The sequence below is a fragment of the Sphingopyxis sp. JAI108 genome (assembly GCF_013410105.1).
Classification (GTDB): domain Bacteria; phylum Pseudomonadota; class Alphaproteobacteria; order Sphingomonadales; family Sphingomonadaceae; genus Sphingopyxis; species Sphingopyxis chilensis.
Genome location: NZ_JACCCJ010000001.1, coordinates 2107179 through 2129255 on the forward strand (window position 1 = coordinate 2107179; position 22077 = coordinate 2129255).

22 protein-coding genes are annotated in these 22077 nt (G+C 64.3%); 15 read left to right on the forward strand and 7 right to left on the reverse strand.

Annotation, left to right across the window (positions count from 1 at the left end):
* Window positions 1-53: 53 nt before the first annotated feature.
* Both glyS and HDC29_RS10170 read right to left on the reverse strand, forming a co-directional pair.
* Window positions 54-2309, reverse strand: coding sequence for a glycine--tRNA ligase subunit beta (glyS, locus tag HDC29_RS10165; RefSeq protein WP_179496814.1), 2256 nt, complete (start codon window positions 2307-2309; stop codon window positions 54-56).
* The gene (locus HDC29_RS10170; RefSeq protein WP_179497442.1) at window positions 2306-3187 is read right to left on the reverse strand and encodes a glycine--tRNA ligase subunit alpha; all 882 of its coding nucleotides are present in this window, start codon (window positions 3185-3187) and stop codon (window positions 2306-2308) included. The genes glyS and HDC29_RS10170 overlap by 4 nt, the downstream gene beginning before the upstream one ends.
* Before the next feature lie 275 nt (window positions 3188-3462).
* Between HDC29_RS10170 and HDC29_RS10175 the strand changes: the two genes are divergently transcribed.
* The 5 genes from HDC29_RS10175 to HDC29_RS10195 all read left to right on the forward strand — a co-directional run bounded on the left by HDC29_RS10175 (window position 3463) and on the right by HDC29_RS10195 (window position 6759).
* Complete coding sequence (locus tag HDC29_RS10175) at window positions 3463-3792, forward strand: UrcA family protein (protein WP_179496816.1); 330 nt, start codon at window positions 3463-3465, stop codon at window positions 3790-3792.
* Between the two features lie 238 nt (window positions 3793-4030).
* Window positions 4031-4231: a helix-turn-helix transcriptional regulator gene (locus HDC29_RS10180; RefSeq protein WP_179497444.1), complete on the forward strand. Its 201-nt coding sequence runs from the start codon at window positions 4031-4033 to the stop codon at window positions 4229-4231.
* A 1-nt stretch (window position 4232) separates the two neighbouring features.
* A complete protein-coding gene (locus tag HDC29_RS10185) occupies window positions 4233-4847 on the forward strand; it encodes a hypothetical protein (RefSeq protein ID WP_257018142.1) in 615 nt (204 codons plus the stop codon).
* A 68-nt stretch (window positions 4848-4915) separates the two neighbouring features.
* Complete coding sequence (locus HDC29_RS10190) at window positions 4916-5863, forward strand: TraB/GumN family protein (RefSeq protein WP_179496818.1); 948 nt, start codon at window positions 4916-4918, stop codon at window positions 5861-5863.
* A 113-nt stretch (window positions 5864-5976) separates the two neighbouring features.
* The gene (locus HDC29_RS10195; RefSeq protein WP_179496820.1) at window positions 5977-6759 is read left to right on the forward strand and encodes a TraB/GumN family protein; all 783 of its coding nucleotides are present in this window, start codon (window positions 5977-5979) and stop codon (window positions 6757-6759) included.
* Between the two features lie 68 nt (window positions 6760-6827).
* Here the strand turns inward: HDC29_RS10195 and HDC29_RS10200 are convergent, their stop codons facing one another.
* The gene (locus tag HDC29_RS10200) at window positions 6828-7514 is read right to left on the reverse strand and encodes a phytanoyl-CoA dioxygenase family protein (protein ID WP_179496822.1); all 687 of its coding nucleotides are present in this window, start codon (window positions 7512-7514) and stop codon (window positions 6828-6830) included.
* A gap of 219 nt (window positions 7515-7733) precedes the next feature.
* Here HDC29_RS10200 and HDC29_RS10205 point away from each other — a divergent pair, with 219 nt between their 5' ends.
* The 4 genes from HDC29_RS10205 to HDC29_RS10220 all read left to right on the forward strand — a co-directional run bounded on the left by HDC29_RS10205 (window position 7734) and on the right by HDC29_RS10220 (window position 12074).
* The gene (locus tag HDC29_RS10205; RefSeq protein ID WP_179496824.1) at window positions 7734-8375 is read left to right on the forward strand and encodes a 50S ribosomal protein L25/general stress protein Ctc; all 642 of its coding nucleotides are present in this window, start codon (window positions 7734-7736) and stop codon (window positions 8373-8375) included.
* Between the two features lie 66 nt (window positions 8376-8441).
* Window positions 8442-9011 (forward strand): aminoacyl-tRNA hydrolase, encoded by a 570-nt coding sequence (gene pth / locus HDC29_RS10210; RefSeq protein WP_179496826.1) that lies wholly within the window; start codon window positions 8442-8444, stop codon window positions 9009-9011.
* A gap of 59 nt (window positions 9012-9070) precedes the next feature.
* Entirely contained in the window at window positions 9071-10060 is a 990-nt protein-coding gene (locus HDC29_RS10215) for an SDR family oxidoreductase (protein WP_179496828.1), read from the forward strand.
* A gap of 142 nt (window positions 10061-10202) precedes the next feature.
* Complete coding sequence (locus HDC29_RS10220) at window positions 10203-12074, forward strand: PhoX family phosphatase (protein WP_179496830.1); 1872 nt, start codon at window positions 10203-10205, stop codon at window positions 12072-12074.
* Between the two features lie 50 nt (window positions 12075-12124).
* Here HDC29_RS10220 and HDC29_RS10225 read toward each other — a convergent pair whose 3' ends face one another.
* On the reverse strand, window positions 12125-12787 hold the full coding sequence (locus HDC29_RS10225) for a CAP domain-containing protein (RefSeq protein WP_179496832.1): 663 nt from the start codon (window positions 12785-12787) through the stop codon (window positions 12125-12127).
* A 129-nt stretch (window positions 12788-12916) separates the two neighbouring features.
* Here HDC29_RS10225 and ychF point away from each other — a divergent pair, with 129 nt between their 5' ends.
* Both ychF and HDC29_RS10235 read left to right on the forward strand, forming a co-directional pair.
* Window positions 12917-14014 carry a redox-regulated ATPase YchF gene (gene ychF / locus HDC29_RS10230; protein WP_179496834.1) on the forward strand — a complete coding sequence of 366 codons (1098 nt, stop codon included), beginning with the start codon at window positions 12917-12919 and terminating at the stop codon, window positions 14012-14014.
* Window positions 14015-14108: 94 nt separating this feature from the next.
* Window positions 14109-14375, forward strand: coding sequence for a GIY-YIG nuclease family protein (locus tag HDC29_RS10235; protein ID WP_373562781.1), 267 nt, complete (start codon window positions 14109-14111; stop codon window positions 14373-14375).
* Between the two features lie 54 nt (window positions 14376-14429).
* On the opposite strand, the gene HDC29_RS10240 is transcribed toward HDC29_RS10235, so the two are convergent.
* Window positions 14430-14828: a MerR family DNA-binding protein gene (locus HDC29_RS10240; RefSeq protein WP_179496838.1), complete on the reverse strand. Its 399-nt coding sequence runs from the start codon at window positions 14826-14828 to the stop codon at window positions 14430-14432.
* A 41-nt stretch (window positions 14829-14869) separates the two neighbouring features.
* Here HDC29_RS10240 and HDC29_RS10245 point away from each other — a divergent pair, with 41 nt between their 5' ends.
* The 3 genes from HDC29_RS10245 (at window position 14870) to HDC29_RS10255 (ending at window position 18492) form a co-directional block, all read left to right on the forward strand.
* Complete coding sequence (locus HDC29_RS10245; protein WP_257018143.1) at window positions 14870-15607, forward strand: glutaredoxin family protein; 738 nt, start codon at window positions 14870-14872, stop codon at window positions 15605-15607.
* Window positions 15608-15684: 77 nt separating this feature from the next.
* Window positions 15685-17253 (forward strand): alkaline phosphatase, encoded by a 1569-nt coding sequence (locus tag HDC29_RS10250; RefSeq protein ID WP_179496840.1) that lies wholly within the window; start codon window positions 15685-15687, stop codon window positions 17251-17253.
* A gap of 42 nt (window positions 17254-17295) precedes the next feature.
* The gene (locus HDC29_RS10255; protein WP_179496842.1) at window positions 17296-18492 is read left to right on the forward strand and encodes a nucleotide pyrophosphatase/phosphodiesterase family protein; all 1197 of its coding nucleotides are present in this window, start codon (window positions 17296-17298) and stop codon (window positions 18490-18492) included.
* On the opposite strand, the gene HDC29_RS10260 is transcribed toward HDC29_RS10255, so the two are convergent.
* Both HDC29_RS10260 and mutL read right to left on the reverse strand, forming a co-directional pair.
* Complete coding sequence (locus HDC29_RS10260; protein WP_179496844.1) at window positions 18493-19005, reverse strand: homogentisate 1,2-dioxygenase; 513 nt, start codon at window positions 19003-19005, stop codon at window positions 18493-18495.
* Between the two features lie 2 nt (window positions 19006-19007).
* Entirely contained in the window at window positions 19008-20822 is a 1815-nt protein-coding gene (gene mutL / locus HDC29_RS10265) for a DNA mismatch repair endonuclease MutL (RefSeq protein ID WP_179496846.1), read from the reverse strand.
* Window positions 20823-21014: 192 nt separating this feature from the next.
* Between mutL and HDC29_RS10270 the strand changes: the two genes are divergently transcribed.
* On the forward strand, window positions 21015-22061 hold the full coding sequence (locus tag HDC29_RS10270) for a rod shape-determining protein (RefSeq protein ID WP_056370044.1): 1047 nt from the start codon (window positions 21015-21017) through the stop codon (window positions 22059-22061).
* Window positions 22062-22077 lie beyond the last annotated feature (16 nt).

A 22077-nucleotide genomic window follows, 5' to 3' on the forward strand; every position in this document is an offset into this window, starting at 1 on the left:
AATCGCACTTCGTCGATTCAGTTTTGCTTCGTTCGTTCAAAGGGGCCGTAGGGTCAGCCCTCGATCTTCGAGAAATCCGCCACGCCATGCACCGCGCCGGTAAATCGCGCGAGCAGGCCGAGCCGATAGGCGCGGACCGCTTCGTCGGGATCGTTGACCATCACGCCGTCGAAAAAGGCGTCGATCGGGGCGCGGAGCGAAGCGAGCGCGGCCATGGCGTCGGTGAAGCGTTCGTCGGCGACCGCGGCGGAAGCGGCAGGTTCGGCGGCGTCGAGCGCGGTGAGCAAGGCTGCTTCGGCGGGATCCAATTCTCCCCTCCCGCTTGCTGGAGGGGTCGGGGGAGGGCCTGTTTCGTCGGAAGCGGCATCAGACATGCCCTCCCCTAGCCCCTCCCGCAAGCGGGAGGGGGACGCCTCGCCCGCCTGCTTAAGAATATTCGCGGCGCGCTTGTAGCCCGCGAGCAGGTTCGTGCCGTCCTCGGTCGCCATGAACGCCTGCAATGCCTTTACGCGAGCAAGCAGGCGAACAAGATCATCCTCGCCGCCGAGCGCGAACACCGCGTCGATCAGGTCGTGGCGGACACCGGCCTCGCGCTGCTGGACCTTGAGGCGGTCGACGATAAAGGCGAACGTGTCGCTAGCAATTGTCTTCGATAGAGCTTCAAGGTTCTTTTTATCCTGTTCAGCCGCATCCTCTTTGGTCATTCCATCATCAAAACCGTGACCATACAGCTTCTCGAAAACTGCAAAGTTATCGGTGCTGGGAGACAAACTCGTCAGGTTTTCAATCAGCTGCCGCAGAGACAGCCTAAGATTGTTGGTCAGAATGATTGCGATCGCGCCCAGAACGCTACGGCGAAGCGCAAAAGGATCTTTTGATCCCGTCGGCTTTTCGCCGATCGCGAAGAACGAAATGATTGTGTCGAGTTTGTCAGCCAAAGCCACGGCCACTGTTACCGGCGCCGTGGGAATTTCGTCGCCTTGGCCAACCGGTTTGTAATGATCGCGAATGGCGTCGGAGACGCTGTCAGGAAGCTCCTCCTCGTGCGCGTAATATCCCCCCATCAGACCTTGTAGCTCGGGAAACTCGCCAACCATTTCAGTAACAAGGTCAGCTTTGCTCTGCATTGCCGCGTCGAACGCCCAATTGCCGAGTTGAACCTTGGCTTGATCGGTATTTTCGGACGCTTTCACAACATCGCGTTCAACCAACCACCGAGCGAGTTTAGCGACGCGCCGCACCTTGTCTTCGACGGTGCCTAGGTCCTTGTGGAAAGTAATATTCTTCAGCTTCTCGGCGTGCTGCGCCAGCGTCTTCTTCTGATCCTGTTCCCAGAAGAAGCGCGCATCGGACAGGCGCGCTGCAAGCACCTTGCGGTTGCCCGCGACGATTTCGGCGCCGCCATCGACCGCGTCGATGTTCGCCGTGCAGACGAAGCCATTCGCCAGCTTCCCGGCCGCATCGTTCACGACGAAATATTTCTGGTTCACACGCGCCGTCAGCTGGATGACCTCGGGCGGCACTTCCAGGAACGCTTCGTCGAAGCGGCCGAGCAACGGCACCGGCCATTCGGTGAGCCCGGCATTCTCGATCACCAGCCCCTCGTCCTCGACGAGCATAAGCCCCGCGTCGGCCGCGGCCTTGGCGGCGCCGTCGCGGATGATCGCCTGCCGCTCCTCATGGTCGACGATGACATGGCAGGCGCGCAGCTTCTCGACATAATCCGACGCCGAACCGATCGTGATCTCGCCCGGGCAGTGGAAACGATGCCCGCGCGTCGCGAAACCCGCGGAAATCCCGCTCACTTCGCACGGCACAAGCTCCTCGCCGAAGATCGCGACGATCCCCGACAGCGGACGCACCCAGCGCAGGCTCTCGCTGCTCGCGCTTTCCTTGCCCCAGCGCATCGACTTGGGCCAGGCAAAGCCACGGACGATCGCGGGGATCGCTTCGGCGAGCACTTCGGCGGTCGCGCGGCCCGGCTTGTCGATCACCGCGAAATAGACCCCGTCGCGGTCTTCGAGCTGGTCCTGCGTCAGCCCGGTCTTGCGCAGAAAGCCTTCAAGCGCCTGCGGCGGCGCGCTGCTGCGCGGGCCTTTGAGTTCCTCGCTGACTGCGGCGGTCGCTTGCGGAAGGCCCTTGGCGATCAGCGCGAGGCGGCGCGGAGTCGACCAGATGGTGAGGTCGCCCGCTTCGATGCCCGCGGCGCTCATCTGGGCGCGGAACAGCTTTTCGAGTTCGGTGCGCGCGCCGGCCTGCATCCGCGCCGGGATTTCCTCGCTGCGCAGTTCGAGAAGAAAGTCGGTCACAGCGTCCACCCCGGATATTTAGCGGTCCAGCGTTCGGACTGGCTGTCGATCCACGCCTTGCAGCTGCCCTTTGCGAGGTCGCGGACGCGCGCCATATAATTGGCGCGTTCCTGCACGCTGATCACGCCGCGCGCCTGGAGCAGGTTGAACAGATGGCTCGCCTCGATCGCCTGGTCATAGGCGGCCAAGGGCACATTCGCTTCGATGGCGCGCTGGCACTCGGCCTCGGCCGCCTTGAAGCCCGCAAACAAGGTGTCGGTGTCGGCAACCTCGAAATTCCATTTCGAGAACTGCTTTTCATTCTCGAGGAACACGTCGCCATAGCTGACCGCCGCGACATCGCCGACCGCGTCGGAGAAGCGCAGGTCGTACACATTGTCGACATTCTGGATATACATGGCGAGGCGTTCGAGGCCGTAGGTCAGCTCGCCTGCGACGGGCTTGCAGTCGAAGCCGCCCATCTGCTGGAAATAGGTGAACTGGGTGACTTCCATCCCGTCGCACCAGACTTCCCAGCCCAGCCCCCACGCGCCGAGCGTCGGAGATTCCCAGTCGTCCTCGACGAAACGGATGTCGTGGAGCAGCGGGTCGATTCCGATCGCGGCCAGCGACCCCAGATATTGTTCCTGCAGGTCGGCGGGCGACGGCTTCAATATCACCTGATACTGGTAATAATGCTGGAGCCGGTTCGGGTTCTCGCCATAGCGGCCGTCGGTTGGGCGGCGGCTCGGCTGGACATAGGCAACGTTCCACGGCTCGGGGCCAAGGCTGCGCAGCGTCGTCGCGGGGTGGAAGGTTCCCGCCCCGACGCGCATGTCATAGGGCTGGAGAATCGCGCAGCCACGCGCGCTCCAATAGCTATGCAGTGTCAGGATCATGTCCTGAAAGCTGAGTGGTGTCTTGTCCGCCCCGTCGGCCACGGCCGGTATCCCTTCGCAGGTGCAAAAATCGCCGCCGCATTGGCCCAGCGGCGGCGCACGGTCAAGGCTCCGCGCCGTTCGCCACATCGCGAAAATGCGCGCGCCAGTCAGGTCTACAAGGCTTTTTGTAAGGTCTTGTTGACATAGTCAGCGAATCGCGACATATAGTCATGCATACCTGACATCCAGACAGGTGAACATGACCCATATCCAGTGATCCAAGGAGAATGCACATGAAGACCCGCGCTCTGATCCTCGCCCTCTCGCTCACCGCCGCAGTGGCGCCGGCGGGCGCGGCCGAAACCGAAAAAGCATCGGCCGAGGTTCGCATCGACGACCTGGACCTCGCCAACGCGACCGACCGCGAGCGCCTGGAGGTCCGGCTTGAGAGCGCCGCGCGCCGCCTTTGTCATTCGGGCCGTCGCGGCCTGGCCGAAAGCGCGCACCGATCGGCATGCGTTTCGGAGGCCCTCGCTGGGACCGGACCGCAAGCCGAGCGCGCAATCGCTCGGGCGCAGAATGGCAGCCGGCTCGCCCTGCTGATTATCGGCGGCGCCCGATAAGCTATGGAAATCGATGTTTCGCTCCCGCCGCACCTCCCCGGTTACGGCTGGCGACTTGGGCTGGAGCGCGCCTCCCTCCGGCGGCGGGCTCCAGTTCCTTGTCTGGCGAAGCACGATCCGCATCGTCCGCCCCGATCCAGCCATTCCGAAGGACTGGACGAAATTCCGCTTCCCCGGCATTTCGATGCGCTATGGGAAGCCCGACGATCTTGCGGACGGACATGCTGGCGAGGCGCCGATGAACAATAAACTGAAAGTGTTGCGCGCGATGCGGAACTGGAGCCAGGCGGAACTTGCCGACCGGCTCGATGTCTCGCGGCAGGCGGTGAATGCGATCGAAACGGGGAAATATGACCCGTCGCTACCGCTGGCCTTCAAGCTCGCGCGCCTGTTCGAAATGCCGATCGAGGATATCTTCGACGACGGCCATGAAGGATAAGATGATGATTGATGATTCGCCGCGCCGCCGCATCCCGGGGATAGGCTGGCCGATCGCCATCTTCATCGGCACCGCGATGCTTGCCGGCGTCTTTGCCGGATATAGCGAAGCACGTGCCGAACTTGGCCATGCAGCGCTTGCCCCCTGGGCAGGCGCAATGATCGCCATCGCGCTGGGCGCGGTCGCTTTTGCCTTTTACGTTCGCCGTCACGCCGACTGGTTCCGGCAATGGTCGCCGCGCAAACGGCTTTACTGGGTTGGCCTTGTGCTGGCGGGAACGCTCGGCCTGGTATCGGCGATCATGCTCCGAGCAAATGGGGACACCGATCTGATGAGCGACAGCGCAATGACGCCGACGCTTGCGATCGGGCTGTCGGCTCTGTGGGCGCTCGGCCTGATGGCCGCCTTGATCATCTATCACCGCACAATCGACGATCATGAACGGATGGCGTATCAAATCGGTGGGCTCGCAGGCTTCTATGCCTTCGTCATTCCTTGCCCCATATGGTGGGTCCTGGCGCGCGCCAGCCTCGCGCCGCCCGTCGAAGCGATGCCGCTCTTCGCGTTCTCGCTCACCGTCAACGCGCTGGTCTATTTCTGGTTCAAATTTCGCTGAGCCCTTGCGTCTCCGCCTCCCCCTCCCATTCGGACAAAAGCGCCGTCGAATCGAAAGGTGATTTCCCCATGAAAAGTTGGTTCAAGACGCTCGCCGCAACCTGCGCGGTCATTCCCTTCGCGCAATGCGCGCTGATCCCCGGCGGCAATTTCGCCTCCGCGGCCGAGCCCGCTGCGGCGGCGATACAGCAAGCGCCCACCGCGACCGACGCCGACCCCGCGCTGTGGGTGGTGAAGGACGAGGATACGACGATCTATCTCTTCGGCACCGTCCATGTGCTGAAGCCCGGCCTTGGCTGGTTCGACGAAGCGGTCAAGACCGCGTTCGACGAATCCGATCAGCTGATGCTCGAGATCGTGATGCCCGAGGATCAGGCCGAAGTCGCGAAGACGATGATGCCGCTGGCGATCGACCGGAGCGGCAAGACGCTGTCGTCGCGGCTCGACCCGGGGCAGCTCGCGGCCTATCAGGCCGCGATGGCGAGCGTCGGCCTGCCCGCCGCCCAATTCGACATGTTCGAACCGTGGTTCCCGGCGATCACGCTGTCGGTGCTCCCGCTCACCAAGCTCGGCTATGATCCCGAACAGGGCGCCGAAAAGCGGCTGACCGGCTTCGCCAAAACGGCGGGCAAGCCGATAGCGGGGCTCGAAACGCTTCCCGAACAGCTCGGTTTCTTCGACACCCTGCCCGAAACGCAGCAGATCGCCTTCCTCAATGCGGTGGTGAAGGACCTCGACAAGCTGGGGCCGCAACTCGACAAGATGGTCGTGCTGTGGGCCAAGGGCGACCCCGACGGCCTCGCCAACGCAATGAACGAGAGCCTGGCGGCGACGCCCGAACTCGCCAGGACGCTGCTGTGGGACCGCAACGCGCGCTGGGCCGACCAGCTCAAGGCGCGGATGGACCAGCCGGGAACCGTGTTCGTCGCGGTCGGCGCCGGGCATCTCGCGGGCGAGCATAGCGTGCAGGATTATCTGAAGGAACGCGGCCTGACCGTGGAGCGGGTCGAATATTGAGGCGGCCGGCGCATCTGGCCCGACGATGGGGTCGCCGCGCCGCAGCGGCCCTTTTGCCGCTGCTGCTGACGGGGTGCGGGACCGGCGAGCCGGGGCCGGAGGCGCGGCCAGCGATGTGGCTGGTCGCGGACGCGGATACGAAGATCTATATTCTCGGCACGATGCACGCCCTGCCGCGCGGCACCGACTGGGACGGGGCCCGGGTTGCAAGCGCGATCGCAGCGGCCGACGAGCTGATGATGGAACTCTCGCCCGCCGAACTCGCTGCCGCGGGCGAGATATTCCAGAAGCTCGCTCCGCGCGAAACCCCGCTGGCGATCGAAGAGCGCCTTTCGGGCAAGGCGCTGAGCGGCTTTCGCGCGCTCGAAGCGAGCGGCCGCAGCTTAGGCGAGGACGGGCTCGACGATTGGGCGGTAATGGTCCTGATGGGCCAGCGCGTCGCCCAAAATGCAGGCCTGTCATCGGCCGATGGCGTCGAAACGGGCCTTACGGAAAAATTCGAAGCCGCGGGTAAGCCGATCGGCGGCTTCGAGACCGCACGCGACCAGCTCATGCTATTCGAAACGCTCGATCCGCAGACGCAGCGCATCCTTCTCACGCGGGCGGCCGAGGAAGCGGGCGATGCGACACGGGAGATCGGCGCGCTGACCGCGGCATGGGGCCGCGGCGACGTCGGGGCGCTCGAGAAAGTGATCAACGAGGATATCGACAGCGTGCCCGCCGCGCGAAAGGCGATCATCACCGACCGAAACCGGCGCTGGAGCGCATGGGTGAAGCGGCGGATGGAGCGGCCGGGGACCGTATTGATGGCAGTGGGCGCAGGACATCTGGTGGGAAGCGACGGCGTTCCAGCGATGCTTCAGGCCGGCGGGATGACGGTGACGCGGGTGCAGTGATCGGGTGTCGGCTTTGGGGTGGGAAGCAGCCTGTCGGCTTCCAGGCAGCGGATGGCCGTTAGCGGTCATCATACGCCGAGCCATTCCAATCCGCCGCCAAGCTCATCCGCCGAGTAGTCGACTTGCAAAACTCGACGATTTCTTATCACGCTGGCTGCCTCGGAAGCATGCAGGATTGGTGTTGCATAAACCCACACATCACCAGCATTAGCGAGGCAGAAATAGGTGCCGCACTGGCGAACCACCTCATCATACTCACTAATTGGCACCCGTCCCACCTTATGGGAACCGGGCGCGATCAACAGCGGTGAATTGCCTGTTGGGACATCGTCGAGATGGACCCGAAGCGTTAGCATGCGGGCAAGCAGGTCGAACGGGGGCGCGACATGCTGCATACGCCCCTTAGTTGTCCATGGCCCGTAACCGTCAACTTCAATCCGCTGCTTGACGCAAATCGTGCGATCCTGATGCCATGCCAACGACCAGTTCGTTATTGCATTCTTGTCGAACAGGATCGCGCGCACGGGACGGCATCGTGGCCCAAGAAACTTCGATGCAAGAGAGCCAATCGATCCGTCGGCGGCCAATATCGGCATGAGCGGCTTGATGCCATGAATCCGGACTCCAGCCCGCTGTGTGGGAAGACCCTGCAACGCTGCTCTAATGTCTGGGAGGGCCGACAATGCAGCGGCATGAAAATGTTCCGCACCATCCTTTGCGAGGGTAAGATGGTGGACGTCTGATGAGTAGTCCATCGCATTATCTAGGGTGCCTTACCTCGTCAGGGCAACGTCTGGTTTCCCGCAACCTCAATTCGCCTTTAAACGACAAAACTTGGTCGAGCCCTGCCCTCTTCCCCGTTCCGCCCACCAACACTTGCAATTCCGCCGCTTCACCGCTAAGCGCCGCGGCTTCCGTCATGGTCATCCCTGGAGGCGTGGCGGAACTGTGTAACTGTTTCTCGGAGAAATATTATGAGCGATCAGCTGACGCTGACGGCCGAGACGCGCGAACGCGGAGGCAAGGGAGCCTCGCGTGAACTGCGTCGTGAAGGCCGTGTCCCCGCCGTTGTCTATGGCGGCAAGGAAGAACCCCTGATGATCCACGTCGAGGAAAAGCTGCTGATGAAGCAGCTGATGACGGGTCACTTCATGAATTCGGTCGTGATGATCGACGTCGGCGGCAAGAAGATTCGCACTCTGCCCAAGGACGTCGCGTTCCACCCGGTCAAGGACCGCCCGATCCACGCCGACTTCCTGCGCATCGCCAAGGACGCGACGGTTCAGGTCGCGGTCCCCGTCTCGTTCCAGAACGAAGAAGCTTCGCCCGGCCTGAAGCGCGGCGGCGTGCTGAACGTCGTTCGTCACGAGCTGGAACTCGTTTGCGACGCGGACAAGATTCCCGACGAAATCGCGATCGACGTGACCGGCTTCGACGTTGGCGATTCGATCCACATCAGCAACGTCACCCTGCCCAAGGGCGTCGAAAGCGCGATCACCGACCGCGACTTCACCATCGCCACCATCGTCGCCCCGTCGGCGCTCAAGTCGAGCGACGGCGACACGACGAAGGATGAAGGCGAAGAAGCCGCTGCCGAAGACGGCGAAGAAGCCTAAGCATTCCGGACCGCCCCTTCCCTTTGCGGAAGGGGCGTTTCCGCCGGACCCGGGAAAGGCACTTTCATGCAGCTCTGGGTCGGCCTTGGTAATCCCGGGCCCAAATATGCGATGCACCGCCACAATGTCGGCTTCATGGCCGTCGATGTCATTGCCGACCTTTACGACTTCCCCGCCCCGGCCAAGAAATTTCAGGGCTGGATCCAGGAAGGCCGTATCGGATCGCAGCGCATCCTGCTGCTCAAGCCCGGCACCTTCATGAACGAAAGCGGCCGCAGCGTGCGCGCCGCGCTCGATTTCTACAAATTGACGCCGCAGGACGTCACCGCCTTTTACGACGAGCTCGACCTCGCCCCGATGAAGGTGAAGGTCAAACAGGGCGGCGGTGCGGCGGGCCACAACGGTATCCGCAGCATGATCAGCCATATCGGCGAGGATTTCCGCCGGGTGCGCATCGGTATCGGCCATCCGGGGCACAAGGACCGCGTGACGGGCCATGTCCTCGGCAATTATCACAAAAGCGAGATGGAGCCGCTGATCGACCTGCTCGGTGCGATCGCCGCCGAGGCAAAATGGCTCGCCGACGGCGACGAGGTACGGTTCCAGAGCGATCTGGCGCTGCGATTGCAGGGCTGAAACACCCATTTGGCGGCGCATCCGAACTGAGGCATGATGGCATCCGAAAGGAGCCTTCCATGCCCGACCGTCCCAACCCCGGCCGCCGCGAGCTGATCGCCGGCGCCGCCGCGCTCGCCGCGGCCGTTCCCGCCCTGCTTCACGCCGCAGGCCCCACCGCTTCGCTCAAGGGACGGACGGTGCTGATTACCGGCTGTTCGAGCGGTTTCGGGCGCATCGGCGCACTCCACTACGCCGCGCTTGGCGCCAAGGTGATTGCAACGATGCGAAACATGCCGCGCCCCGAGGCGGACAGCCTCGCCGCAGAAGCCGCCAAGAACAGGCTCGACCTGCATATCGTAGAGATCGACGTGACCGACGACGCTTCGGTCGCGGCGGGAACCGCCAAAGCCCTCGAACTTGCGGGCGGCCGCATCGACACGCTGGTCAACAATGCCGGGGTCGGCATCACCGGGCCGGTCGAGGTGCAGGATATGGAGGCGACGAAGCTGATCTTCGAAACCAATGTCCTTGGCATCCATCGCATGCTGCGCGCGCTGCTACCCCAGATGCGCGCCGCGAAGAACGGGCAGGTCTTCAACATCTCGTCGCAGCTCGGCCGCGTCATCGTTCCCGGCGGCGGCCATTATTCAGCGACCAAATTCGCGGTCGAGGCCTTGTCCGAGCAGCTTGCCTATGAGCTGGTGCCGCACGGGATCGATGTGACGATCATCCAGCCGGGCGGTTATCCGACCAGGGTCTGGGTCAACCGCAACATCTATACCGGGGCGCTGAAGGAGCGAAGCAATCCGGCGTTGCTCGCCGCTTATGAACCCTTCACGCGCGGCATGGGGACCGAGGACGGGAGCGGGCGAAGCGCCGACCCCGCCGACGTGCCGCGCGCGATCGCCGAAATCATGGCGATGCCCGCAGGCAAGCGACCGTTGCGCCGCGCGGTCCATCCCGGCAACAAGCCGCAGGAAGCGATCAACCGCGTGTCGGCCGAAGTCCAGCTGGCGTGGCTCGGCGGTGGCGCGCTCGGACCGCTGGTCAAGGCGGTCCACGACTGAAGGTCGTCACATGACCGTCATATAAGTCATTGCATTCCGACGCTTTCAGGCCACGCGACTGAAACGAACCTCTGCAATCGGTGCGCTACCTCCAGACCGGGACGATCGAGTCCCGGAGCCAACCGAAACACAGGGGAACTGCATGTCACATCTTACCGACAAAGCCCGTGCGCCTTATCGCGGCGAAACCGGCGGCCTTCCGGGTCCCGACAGCCTCGAGGCGATCGTCGCGGAGAATCCGACACGTCGCACGCTGCTGCGGAACGGCCTCTTCGGCCTGTCGGTGATCCCGGCGATGGCGCTCGCGGCGTGTGACGATGACGGCGACCCGATCGCGACGGTGCCGCCGACGCCTACCCCGACGCCGACACCCACCCCGACCCCGCCGCCGAGCTTCGCCGTCAGCTTTGCCGCCGTTGCCGCCAACCAGGACGACCGGGTGACAGTGCCCGAGGGCTACACCGTCGACGTGCTGCTCAAGGCCGGCGATTCGGTCGAAACCGGCACGCCCTATTCGGGCAGCTTCCCCGCGAGCCCCGCAGTCGCCGAGAAATGGGCCGGCGGCAACCATGACGGCATGGAATATTTCGCGCTTCCCGACGTCGATGCCAATGTCGGCGGCCTGCTGGCGATGAACTTCGAATATCCCGACTTCAATATCCTGATGGCGGACTATGACCCCGCCACGGCGACCGCTGATCAGAAAGCGATCGCGCTCTCCGCAGTCGGCATCGGCGTCATCGAAGTCGCCAAGGGCAGCGACGGCAAATGGGGGGTCAAGGACGGATCGACTTATAACCGCCGCTACACCGGCAACGGCAGCTATCGCGCCGGCGGTCCCGCCGCAGGCCTGCTCTCGGGTTCGATCAAGGGCATGCTCAACAATTGCGCGAGCGGCCGGACGCCGTGGGACACCTATCTCACCTGCGAAGAAACCACGGACAATTATCTCGACCCTACGCAGCCCGAGAATAATTATGGCTGGGTGGTCGAAATCGACCCGTTGCGCGAACTGGCGCAGCCGACCAAGCGTACCGCGATGGGCCGTTTCAGCCATGAAAACGTCGCCTTCATGTCGAGCGGCGATCGCCGCGTCGCCTTTTACATGGGTGACGATTCGACCCCGGGCTGCATCTATAAATTCGTCCCGGACCGCGCCTGGAGCGACACCAACCGTGCGGCCAACACCGACCTGCTCGACTATGGCACGCTCTATGTGGCGCGCTTCAACGGCGACGGCACGGGCGAATGGCGCGCGTTGGTGGTCGGCGAGAACGGCCTGACCGCAGGCGCATCGGATCCGGGCAATGTCAGCCAGAGCGAAACGCCGCCGGCGCCGACGCCGGTCGATTTCAACAATCAGGCCGACGTGCTGATCAAATGCCAGCAGGCGGCGCGCGTTGCGGGCGGCACCGTGATGGATCGCCCCGAATGGCTGACCGTCGCGCCCGACAACAGCGCGATATTCTGCACGCTGACCAACAACAGCGGCCGCCGTGTCACCGATCCCGCCAACCCGCGGATCCGAAACTTGCATGGGCATATCCTGAAGTTCAGCGAAGAAGGCAATTCGCCGCTGGCGACCAGTTTCAGCTGGGAAATCTTCCTCACCGCGGGCGATCCGTCGCTGGCGGCGGGCGGCAGCAACCTCGTCGGCAATATCGACGGCGACACCTTCTCCAGTCCTGACGGCCTGCGGATCGATCCAGAGGGCCGCATGTGGGTACAGACCGACCACAGCGTTCCGGGCAATTCGGGCGTCGACGGCACCACGATCGACCAGGCGTTCGGCCACAATGCCATGTTCTACGTCGACCAGGAGAGCAAGCAGTCGAAACGCTTCCTTGTCGGACCGCTCGGCTGCGAGATCACGGGTCTGGCCTATACGCCCGACCTTACGACCTTCTTCGTCAACATCCAGCATCCGACCGGCGACTGGCCGGTTGCGGGCGAAGCGCCGCGGTCTTCGACGGTCGTGGTGCGCCGGACCGACAATCAGCCGGTCGGCAACTGATTGCGCTGGGGGTCGGTCCGCGCGGCGGGCCGACCTCCGCCCTCGTTCGGCTACTCGGCTTTGGTCGCCGCCCGCCTCGGCGGGGGCGGCGCCGAGCCATCGCGCGTCTGCGACATCAGCGTCACGCACATCGTGCGATGCACCGGGTGACGGCCGCAGGCGATCCCGGCATAGCGGTGCGTTGGACGCAGCAGGCTGTGCCGATGACCGCGACCGGGCACCCCGTCGTCGATCAGCAGCTGGTCGACGACGCCTTCGGGCGTGTGATGGCCATAGGTGATCACTTCGCTGACATAGGGGCCGCCGCCCCGCGCGCGCATCCGCTCGCCGGGACCGCTGCCGCGCGTATAATGACCCACCGCGCCCGAGCGCGACTGGACCGCGACATGGTCCGCCGCCGCGCGGGCGAGCGGGTCGCTCCACTCGAGCGTCGGGAGCGGCTTTTCGCGGCGGAGGTCGCGGATCGCTTCGTCGACCGCCGCGACGCCCTCACGCGTCATGATGTCGATCTCGCCGTCGTCGTACCCGATGAGCAGCTTGCCTTCGAAACGCGGGCGATAGTCGCTCAGATATTCGGCATAGCCGGCGGGATCGCTGCGAAAGCGGTTGAGCTCGGCGAAAACGCCTTCCTCGAAGCGGCTCTGCGCAGCGACGGCCGCGGTCACGCCAAAGGTCAGAAGGATGCCGGCTGCGAGGAGGCGGGGTTTTGTCATGACTGGCGCGATAAAACGGCAAGTCTGAACGGCGCGCAACGGCAAAGACTGGCATCGGGCGCGACTTGGCGCTAGGGGCGCTGCAACACCGGCCCTTCATCAACGGCAGCCGGGCCTCACGGAGTTTTTATGGGTTTCAAATGCGGCATCGTCGGCCTGCCCAATGTCGGCAAGTCCACCCTGTTCAACGCGCTGACGGAAACCGCGGCGGCGCAGGCGGCGAACTATCCCTTTTGCACGATCGAGCCGAATATCGGCAATGTCGCGGTGCCCGATGCGCGACTCGAAAAGCTGGCGGCAATCGCAAGCAGCAAAAAGATCATCGCGACGCAGCTCGCCTTCGTCGACATCGCGGGCCTCGTGCGCGGTGCATCGAAGGGCGAAGGGCTCGGCAACCAGTTCCTCGGCAATATCCGCGAAGTCGATGCGATCGTCCATGTGCTGCGCTGTTTCGAGGATGACGACATCCAGCATGTCGAGAACAAGGTCGATCCCGTCGCCGATGCCGAGACGGTCGAGACCGAGCTGCTGCTCTCCGACCTCGAAAGCCTGGAAAAGCGCGTTCCCGCCTTCGCCAAGAAGGCGGCGCAGGGCGACAAGGAAGCGAAGATCGCCGCGTCGGTGCTGGGCCAGGCGCTTGACCTGCTCCGCGACGGCAAGCCCGCGCGGCTGGTCGAGCCCAAGGACGACGAGGAAGTCCGCGTCCTGCGCACGGCGCAGCTCCTGACCTCGAAACCGGTGCTCTATGTCTGCAACGTCGACGAAGGCAGCGCCGCGAACGGCAACGCCTTTTCGGAAAAGGTCTTTGCCAAGGCTGCAGCCGAGGGCGCGCAGGCCGTCGTCGTCTCGGCCGCGATCGAAAGCGAACTGGTGACGATGGACATGGCCGACCGGCTCGAGTTCCTCGAAGAGATGGGCCTGCACGAAACCGGCCTCGCGCGCGTCATTCGTGCGGGTTACGAGCTGCTCCACCTGATCACCTTCTTCACCGTCGGGCCGCAGGAAGCGCGCGCGTGGACCGTCCACACCGGTGCCACCGCCCCCGAAGCCGCCGGCGAGATCCACAGCGATTTCCAGAAGGGCTTCATCCGTGCCGAGACGATCGCCTATGACGATTATGTCGCGCTGGGCGGCGAAGCGCGCGCACGCGAAGCGGGCAAGCTGCGCGCCGAGGGCAAGGCCTATGTCGTGCACGACGGTGACGTGATGCATTTTTTGCATAGCTGACAGCGCAATTGGCCAAACTTCGTCATTGCGAGGAGCGCAGCGACGAAGCAATCTCCAGCGATGCGCCCCGCACGCCCAGCCTGCCGTCTACATCGTGACCAATCGGAAAGATGGCGTGCTCTATACAGGGGTCACGTCAGATCTGATGGGCCGCGTGTGGCAGCATAGAGAAAAGCGCAACGGCTTTTCCGCACGCTATAGATGCGACAAACTGGTTTGGTTCGAAATGCATGGCGACATGTATTCGGCCATCAGTCGCGAGAAACAGATCAAGGGCGGATCGCGAGCGAGGAAGATCGCCCTTATCGAAGCGGGGAATCCGGAATGGCGAGACCTGTTTTCGGAGTTGACCGGGGAATAGGCCGATAGCTGGAGATTGCTTCGTCGCCTTCGGCTCCTCGCAATGACGTGAAGGCTAAGGCTCAAACGCCGCCAGGATCGGGCACGGCCCCTTGTCGCTCGCTGCGCATTGGTCGGCGAGCCGCGCGAGGGCGGCGCGCGTTGCGGTCATCTGCGCGATCTTTTCTTCGAGCACTTCGATCCGCTGGCGCGCGAGGGTGCGGACGCGGACGCGATCGTCGCTCGCTTCCAGTGCCAGCAATTCGGAAATCTCGTCGAGTGTGAAGCCCGATGCCTGCGCCGAGCGAATGAATTTCAGGCGGCGAACATCATTCTCTCCATAGCGCCGGACTCCCCCTCCCCAGTCGCCGCCGCTGCGCGCGGGCGTGTCGAGCAAGCCGCGGCGCTGGTAATAGCGTATGGTTTCGACCCCGACGTGGCCCGCGGCGGCTAGTTTGCCGATCGTCAATTGCATCGCTTGACTCCGTACTATGGTACGGACGCTATATGGGGGGCATGAAACGCCAAGCAACCCTCCATCGCATGGTCATGCCGGAGCACATCTGCCCCTATGGCCTTAAATCAAAACATCTGCTCGAAAGCCGCGGCTTCATAGTCGACGATCGCTGGCTGACGACGCGTGAGCAAACCGACGCGTTCAAGGCCGAGCATGGCGTCAAGACGACGCCGCAGACCTTCATCGACGGGGTACGGATCGGCGGTCATGACGACCTCCGCCGCCATTTCGGGCTGAAGGTCGCCGACCCCGACGCGACGAGCTACACGCCGGTGATCGCGCTGTTCGCGATGACCGCGCTGATGGCGCTCGCGTCGAGCTTCGCGGTCGAGGGCAGCGCCTTTACCTTGCGCGCCGCCGAATGGTTCATCTCGTTCAGCATGATCGTCCTCGCGCTGTTGAAATTGCAGGACGTCGACAAGTTCGCGACGATGTTCCTCAATTACGATCTGCTCGCGCGGCGCTGGGTGCCCTATGCAAGCATCTATCCGTTCGCCGAGGGACTCGCGGGCGTGTTGATGACCGCGCACGCCCTGCCCTGGCTGTCGATCCCGCTCGCGCTGTTCATCGGCGGCATCGGCGCGGTGTCGGTATTCAAGGCGGTCTATATCGACAAGCGCGACATCAAATGCGCGTGCGTAGGCGGCAGCAGCAAGGTGCCGCTCGGCTTCGTCTCGCTGACCGAGAATGTCATGATGGTCGCAATGGCGCTGTGGATGGCGCGGATGTGGTTTTGATCCGAGGCCCATCGGTCATTGATGTAACGCGGGGCTCGGCTATCGAGGGGCATTGATTCGCCCCACGGAGCCCCGCCATGTTCGACCGCCGCCATTTCCTTGCCGGGGCCACCCTCGCCGGCCTTGCCGCACCCGCAATCCTGCGCGCCGAGGGCGGGATCTTCCGCGAGTTCCCGTTCAGCCTGGGCGTCGCGGCGGGCGACCCTGCAAGCGACGGCTTCGTCATCTGGACGCGCCTCGCCCCCGAACCGATGGAACGCCAAGGCGGAATGCCGCTCGCGAATTTCCCTGTTGACTGGGAGGTGGCAAGCGACAGCGGCTTTCGCGACGTCGTCGCCAAGGGCACCGAACTCGCGCGGCCCGAGCTCGCGCACAGCGTCCATGTCGAGGTCGCGGGGCTGCAGCCCGATCGGCCCTATTATTACCGCTTCACCGCCGGTGGCGAACGCAGCCTGCGCGGCCGGGCGCGGACGCTGCCCGCGCCGGGCGCCAAGACCGATGCGCTGAAATTCGGCGTTGCGGGATGCCAGCATTTCGAGGCGGGCTTCTTTGGCGCCTATCGGCACCTTGCGCGCGAAGATCTCGCGTTCGTCTATCATTATGGCGACTTCATATACGAATATAGCGAGGAATATCTGTTCAACACCGGCCTGCCGACGCGGCCGGTGCGTAAGCACGCCTTTCGCAACCTCATCGACGTCAATGATTTCCGCAGCGCCTATGCGCAGCAGCTTGGCGATATCGACCTGCAGGCGGCGCGCTGCACCCATGCCTTTCTGTCGAGCTTCGACGATCACGAGATCCGCAACGACTGGGTATCGGATGTCGATAATTGGAAGCTGGGCCTCGACGGCAACGACCCCGAGGCCGCTCCGCCCGAGGTCTTCATGCTGAAGAAACAGGCGGCGATGCAGGCGTGGTATGAGCATATGCCGGTGCGCAAGGCGCTGTTGCCGCGCGGCGGCATGGTCGCGATGAACCGCGAGTTTCGGTATGGCGACCTGATGGCGATGCAATTGCTCGACACGCGCCAATATCGCAGCGACCAGCCGTGCGAGGACGGATTCAAGCCCGCCTGTCCGGGCGTTTTCGACAAGAATGCCGAGGTGCTCGGCAAGGCGCAGGAGGAATGGCTGGGCCGTAACCTGGCGAAGGGCGGCGCGACGTGGAACGCCTTTGCGCAGCAGGTCACGATGATGTCGCTCGACCGGCGGCGGAAGGCCGATGAGCCGAAGAAAATCGTCAACCTCGATAGCTGGGCGGGCTATGAAGCGCCGCGCGAGCGCATCCTGTCGCGCATGGCGGGGCTGAAGAACAATGTCGTCCTTACCGGCGACGAGCATCAGAATTTCTGCGGCGACCTGGTGCTCAAGGACAAGGTCGTCGGCGCCGAATTCGTCGCCACGTCGATTTCGAGCGGCGGCGACGGCAGCGACCGGCGCAACGGCACCGACGTGTTCCTGGGCCAGAATCCCGAACTGAAATTCGCGAACGACCAGCGCGGTTATCTGGTGTGCGACGTGGGCCGCGAGGCGTGGCAGACGCATTTCATGGTCGTCGACAAGGTGACGACGCCGGTGAACATGCTGTCGAAGCGCGCAACGGGTATCGTCGAGCGCGACATCGCCGGGATCAAGATGGCGTGACCTGTCGCCAGACGGTCACACAAGAACCATAGCCGACCGCGCATGAACCGCCTCCTCTCGCTATTGCTCGCCCTCGCCCTTCCGCTCGCCGCGCAGGCGCAGGACGCGGGCGTCCGCGACCCCGTCACGATCCTGATCTCGATCGACGGCTTTCGGGCCGATTATCTGGACCGGGGGATCACGCCCAACCTGTCGCGACTGGCGGACGAGGGCGCGCACGGCAAGCTGCGCCCGTCCTTCCCGACCAAGACCTTCCCCAACCATTATGCGATGGTCACGGGAAAGCGCCCGGACAACAATGGCATTGTCGGCAACAATATGATCGACCCGCGGCGACCCCAAGTGAAGTTCAGCCTAGGCGACCCGAAGCAATCGCTCGATCCCTTCTGGTGGGACGAGGCCGAACCCGCGTGGATCACCGCAGGCAAGGCGGGCGTGCGCACCGCCACGATGTTCTGGCCGGGCAGCGAGGTTGCGATAGGCGAGCACCGACCACCCGACTGGCTACGCTATGACGAACATGTCGGCTATGCCCAACGCGTCAATACCATCCTCGACTGGATGCGCCGCCCGGCCGATATTCGTCCCGCTTTTGCGACGCTCTATTTCGAGGCCGTAGATGACGCGGGTCACAAATTCGGCCCCGACAGCGCCGAGGTCAACGCCGCGATTTCCGAAATCGACAAGCGCATCGGCGACCTCACGGCGGGTCTCGCCGCGATGAGGCAGCGCGCGCACATATTGATCGTCGCCGACCACGGAATGCGCGCGATCGACGAAAGCCGCATTGTCCAGCTTGCCGACCTGATCGACCTTGCCAGCATCGTCGCGGTCGAAACGGGCCCCTATGCGGCGATCGAGCCCGCTGCCGGGACCGATGACCGCGTTTACGAGGCGCTGCTGAAACCGCACGATCACATGACGTGCAACCGCCGTGAGGAGCTGCCCGAACGGCTCCACTATGGTCACAATCCGCGCGTCGCCGCGATCATCTGCATCGCCGAACCCGGCTGGTCGATCATCGCGGGCACGCCGAGCTGGCCAGTCAAAGGCGGCGCGCACGGCTATGACAATCAGGACTCCGAAATGCTCGCGCTGTTCGTCGCGAGCGGCACTGGCCTGAACGGCGATGTCGGCATTGTCGACAATATCGAGGTTTATCCGCTGTTGATGCGGCTGATCGGCGTCACGCCGTTGCCGAGCGATGCAAGCGGGGTGCTGGCGAAACGCCTGCCCTGATCAGTCCCGCAGCACCGCCATCGCATGGATCGACGCCGCCGGCGCATTGACGATCTGGAGCTGGTAGCGCCCCGGCTTGACGTCGAATTCGACCATCTTGCGGATGCCCGAGCAGGCGGGGCCGTGGCCGTGCGTGACCGATTTCACCACTGCGCCATCGCGGACGAGGTCGATCCACGCGCCGGCATCGAGCGCGACGATCAGGCGTCCGGCCTTCTTCACCGCGACCGGGATCATACCGCCGAATTTATATACATCAGGCTTGCGTTCGGGCGCGACGCCGTAGCGCAGGCTTTCAAACTTGTGCAGCGGCAGGGCCGTCCGCGCCGGCCCCAGCGGCGACCAGTCGGCGCCAAGGTCGTCGCCATAGGCGTATATCGTTTTGCTCGACGCGTTGCGCGCCCAGTCGGCGAGTTCGGGCGGCAGCGCGAGCGCTTCCGGACAGGCGGGCGCGGCAAAAGCGGTCGCGGGCAGGGCCGCTGCGAGCGACATCGCAAAGATCCGGAACCCCATCCCTATTTCCTCCCGAACAATTTCTCTACATCGTCCATCGCGAGCTTCACCCACGTCGGGCGGCCATGATTGCACTGCCCCGAATGCGGCGTGACCTCCATCGTGCGCAACAGCGCGTTCATTTCGGCGACGCTCAGCGTGCGCCCCGCCCGCACCGACCCGTGGCACGCCATCGTCGCGGCGACCAGTTCGAGCCGCTCGTTGAGGCCCAGCGCTGCGTCGTAACCCGCCAGATCGTCGGCGATGTCGGTGACGAGTTTCTGGCAGTCGATCGCCCCCAGCATCGCCGGGGTCGCGCGCACCATCACCGCGGCGGGACCGAAGCGTTCGAGCTCGACGCCGAGCGCGGCGAGCTGCGGCGCGGCGGCATCGAGCCGGTCGCAAGCAGGTTCGTCGAGTTCGACGACCTCGGGCAGCAGCAGGCCTTGCGACGGCACCGCCTGCCCGCCCATGCCGCGGCGGAGTTGCTCGAGCACCAGCCGTTCGTGCGCGGCATGCTGGTCGACGATGACGAGCCCGTCCTCGGCCTCGGCGACGATATAGGTTTTCGCAATCTGGCCGCGCGCGATGCCGAGTGGGTGCGCCTCGGCCTCTGGCACAGGTGCGACGGCGACTTCGGCGCGGCCCATCGGCAAAGCATCGCGCGGCGGCGCGAAATCGACGATGCGGTCGTGGAGCAAAGCCGTCGTTGTTCCATCGTCCCCGCCGAACATCGCCCGGTTTTGGAGATGCGGCGTGGGCGCGGCGAACAAGCCCGGCGCCGGCGACTGCGGCGCCACGGGTTCCTGCTGCCACGCAGCGAGCGCCGCCTCGGCGGGCCGCTGGACGCTGCGAAAACCATGTTCGTCGAGCGCGCGGCGCAAGCCCCCGACGATCATCCCGCGGACAAGCTGCGGGTCGCGAAAGCGCACCTCGGTCTTCGCCGGATGGACGTTCACATCGACCTCGCTGGTCGGCACGTCGAGGAACAGCGCGACGACCGGGTGGCGATCGCGTGCGAGTAAATCGGCATAGGCGCCGCGCAGCGCGCCGACGAGCAGCCGGTCCTTCACCGGGCGACCGTTGACGAACAGATATTGATGGTCGGCGATGCCGCGATTGTAGGTCGGCAGGCTGATCACCCCGCCCAGATGCACGTCGCCGCGGTCGATATCGACCCCGATGTTGTTCGCGGCGAGATCGCGCTGGGTCAACGCCGCGACGCGCGTCAGCTGATCCTGCCCGCCCTGCACGTCGAGCACGCGGCGCCCGTCATGCTCGACGGTGAAGCCGATATCGGGCCGCGCCATCGCGAGCCGCCGCACGACGTCGAGGCAGGCGGCATATTCGCTGCGACCGCTGCGCAGGAACTTGCGCCGCGCCGGAACCCGCGCGAACAGATCCTCGACCATCACACGCGTGCCCTTGCCGAGCGCGGCTGGTCCCTCGGCGACGAGAACGCCATTGTCCACGACACGCTTCCAGCCGTCGCCGCCCGCCACGCGGCTTTCGAGCGTCAGCCGCGCGACGCTCGCGATCGAAGGCAAGGCTTCGCCGCGAAAGCCCATCGTCGTGACATCCTCGATCGCGTCGGTCGGCAGCTTCGATGTGGCATGGCGTTCAAGCGCGAGCGCCATGTCGGCGCCGGTCATGCCGCACCCGTCATCCTCGACCTCGAGCCGCGAAATTCCGCCCTCAGCGATTCGCACCGAAATGCGGGTCGAACCTGCATCGATAGCGTTTTCAACCAGTTCCTTGAGCGCGGCGGCGGGTCTTTCAACCACTTCACCGGCTGCGATCCGATTTACTAGCTTTTCCGGCAGGCGACGTATTGACATGGCCGCTGTCCTAGCGCAGTCGAACGCAAATCGCGACCCATCCGCACAGCCCTGATCATTTTGTCCAGCCACCCCTTGTGGACGGGCCGGAATCTCCCCCTGATTGCAGCTGTCGCCGGCGGGGCGCGCCGGTAAATCACGACAGGGGCGTGTCCGTCAGGGGCGCGGCTTCGATGACAGGAAGCAGTATCGATGTCCTTCTTTTCTCGCTGGTTCAAATTCAATTCCCAAGACATGGCTATCGATCTCGGCACCGCTAACACGGTCGTCTATGTGCGCGGCAAGGGCATCGTGCTCAACGAACCCTCGGTCGTCGCGGTCGAGACGCTGAACGGGATCAAGCGAGTGAAGGCGGTCGGCGACGACGCCAAGTTGATGATGGGCAAGACCCCCGACAGCATCGAGGCGATCCGCCCGCTGCGCGACGGCGTCATCGCCGACATCGACGTCGCCGAACAGATGATCAAGCATTTCATCACCAAGGTGCATGGCGGCAAGCCCAACGCGTTCCGCAGCCCCGAAATCGTGATCTGCGTTCCCTCGGGCTCGACCAGCGTCGAACGCCGCGCGATCCGCGACGCCGCGTCGAACGCCGGCGCGAGCGAAGTGTGGCTGATCGAGGAGCCGATGGCCGCCGCGATCGGCGCCGACATGCCCGTCACCGAGCCGATCGGTTCGATGGTCGTCGACATCGGCGGCGGCACGACCGAAGTTGCGGTGCTCAGCTTGCGCGGTCTCGCCTATACCACGTCGGTTCGCGCGGGCGGCGACAAGATGGACGAGGCGATCGTTTCCTATGTCCGCCGTCACCACAATCTGCTGATCGGCGAAGCGACCGCCGAGCGAATCAAGAAGGATTTCGGCATCGCGCGCATTCCCGCCGACGGCGTGGGCCTGACGATCCACATCAAGGGCCGCGACCTTGTGAACGGTGTGCCCAAGGAAATCTCGATCAACCAGGCACAGATCGCCGAAGCGCTGTCCGAACCGATCGGCACGATCGTCGAGGGCGTGCGCATCGCGCTCGAGAATACCGCGCCCGAACTCGCCGCCGACATTGTCGATCAGGGCATCGTCCTGACCGGCGGCGGCGCGCTGATCGCCGAGCTCGACGAGTTGCTCAAGGATGCGACCGGCCTGCCGGTCACCGTGGCCGACGACCCGCTGACCTGCGTCGCGATCGGCACCGGCCGCGCGATGGAAGACCCCGCCTTTCGCGGCGTGCTCCAGCAAGCCTGATCGGACGGTAGCGCTT

Bases quoted from the DNA above. Each gene is read 5' to 3' on its own strand.
- HDC29_RS10170 (WP_179497442.1), bottom strand. From the start codon at position 3,187: ATGATCCTGACACTGCATAGCTATTGGAGCGCGCGTGGCTGCGCGATT.
- HDC29_RS10175 (WP_179496816.1), top strand. From the start codon at position 3,463: ATGAAGACCCGCGCTCTGATCCTCGCCCTCTCGCTCACCGCCGCAGTG.
- HDC29_RS10180 (WP_179497444.1), top strand. From the start codon at position 4,031: ATGAACAATAAACTGAAAGTGTTGCGCGCGATGCGGAACTGGAGCCAG.
- HDC29_RS10185 (WP_257018142.1), top strand. From the start codon at position 4,233: ATGATGATTGATGATTCGCCGCGCCGCCGCATCCCGGGGATAGGCTGG.
- HDC29_RS10190 (WP_179496818.1), top strand. From the start codon at position 4,916: ATGAAAAGTTGGTTCAAGACGCTCGCCGCAACCTGCGCGGTCATTCCC.
- HDC29_RS10195 (WP_179496820.1), top strand. From the start codon at position 5,977: ATGTGGCTGGTCGCGGACGCGGATACGAAGATCTATATTCTCGGCACG.
- HDC29_RS10200 (WP_179496822.1), bottom strand. From the start codon at position 7,514: ATGGACTACTCATCAGACGTCCACCATCTTACCCTCGCAAAGGATGGT.
- HDC29_RS10205 (WP_179496824.1), top strand. From the start codon at position 7,734: ATGAGCGATCAGCTGACGCTGACGGCCGAGACGCGCGAACGCGGAGGC.
- pth (WP_179496826.1), top strand. From the start codon at position 8,442: ATGCAGCTCTGGGTCGGCCTTGGTAATCCCGGGCCCAAATATGCGATG.
- HDC29_RS10215 (WP_179496828.1), top strand. From the start codon at position 9,071: ATGCCCGACCGTCCCAACCCCGGCCGCCGCGAGCTGATCGCCGGCGCC.
- HDC29_RS10220 (WP_179496830.1), top strand. From the start codon at position 10,203: ATGTCACATCTTACCGACAAAGCCCGTGCGCCTTATCGCGGCGAAACC.
- HDC29_RS10225 (WP_179496832.1), bottom strand. From the start codon at position 12,787: ATGACAAAACCCCGCCTCCTCGCAGCCGGCATCCTTCTGACCTTTGGC.
- ychF (WP_179496834.1), top strand. From the start codon at position 12,917: ATGGGTTTCAAATGCGGCATCGTCGGCCTGCCCAATGTCGGCAAGTCC.
- HDC29_RS10240 (WP_179496838.1), bottom strand. From the start codon at position 14,828: ATGCAATTGACGATCGGCAAACTAGCCGCCGCGGGCCACGTCGGGGTC.
- HDC29_RS10245 (WP_257018143.1), top strand. From the start codon at position 14,870: ATGAAACGCCAAGCAACCCTCCATCGCATGGTCATGCCGGAGCACATC.
- HDC29_RS10250 (WP_179496840.1), top strand. From the start codon at position 15,685: ATGTTCGACCGCCGCCATTTCCTTGCCGGGGCCACCCTCGCCGGCCTT.
- HDC29_RS10255 (WP_179496842.1), top strand. From the start codon at position 17,296: ATGAACCGCCTCCTCTCGCTATTGCTCGCCCTCGCCCTTCCGCTCGCC.
- HDC29_RS10260 (WP_179496844.1), bottom strand. From the start codon at position 19,005: ATGGGGTTCCGGATCTTTGCGATGTCGCTCGCAGCGGCCCTGCCCGCG.
- mutL (WP_179496846.1), bottom strand. From the start codon at position 20,822: ATGTCAATACGTCGCCTGCCGGAAAAGCTAGTAAATCGGATCGCAGCC.
- HDC29_RS10270 (WP_056370044.1), top strand. From the start codon at position 21,015: ATGTCCTTCTTTTCTCGCTGGTTCAAATTCAATTCCCAAGACATGGCT.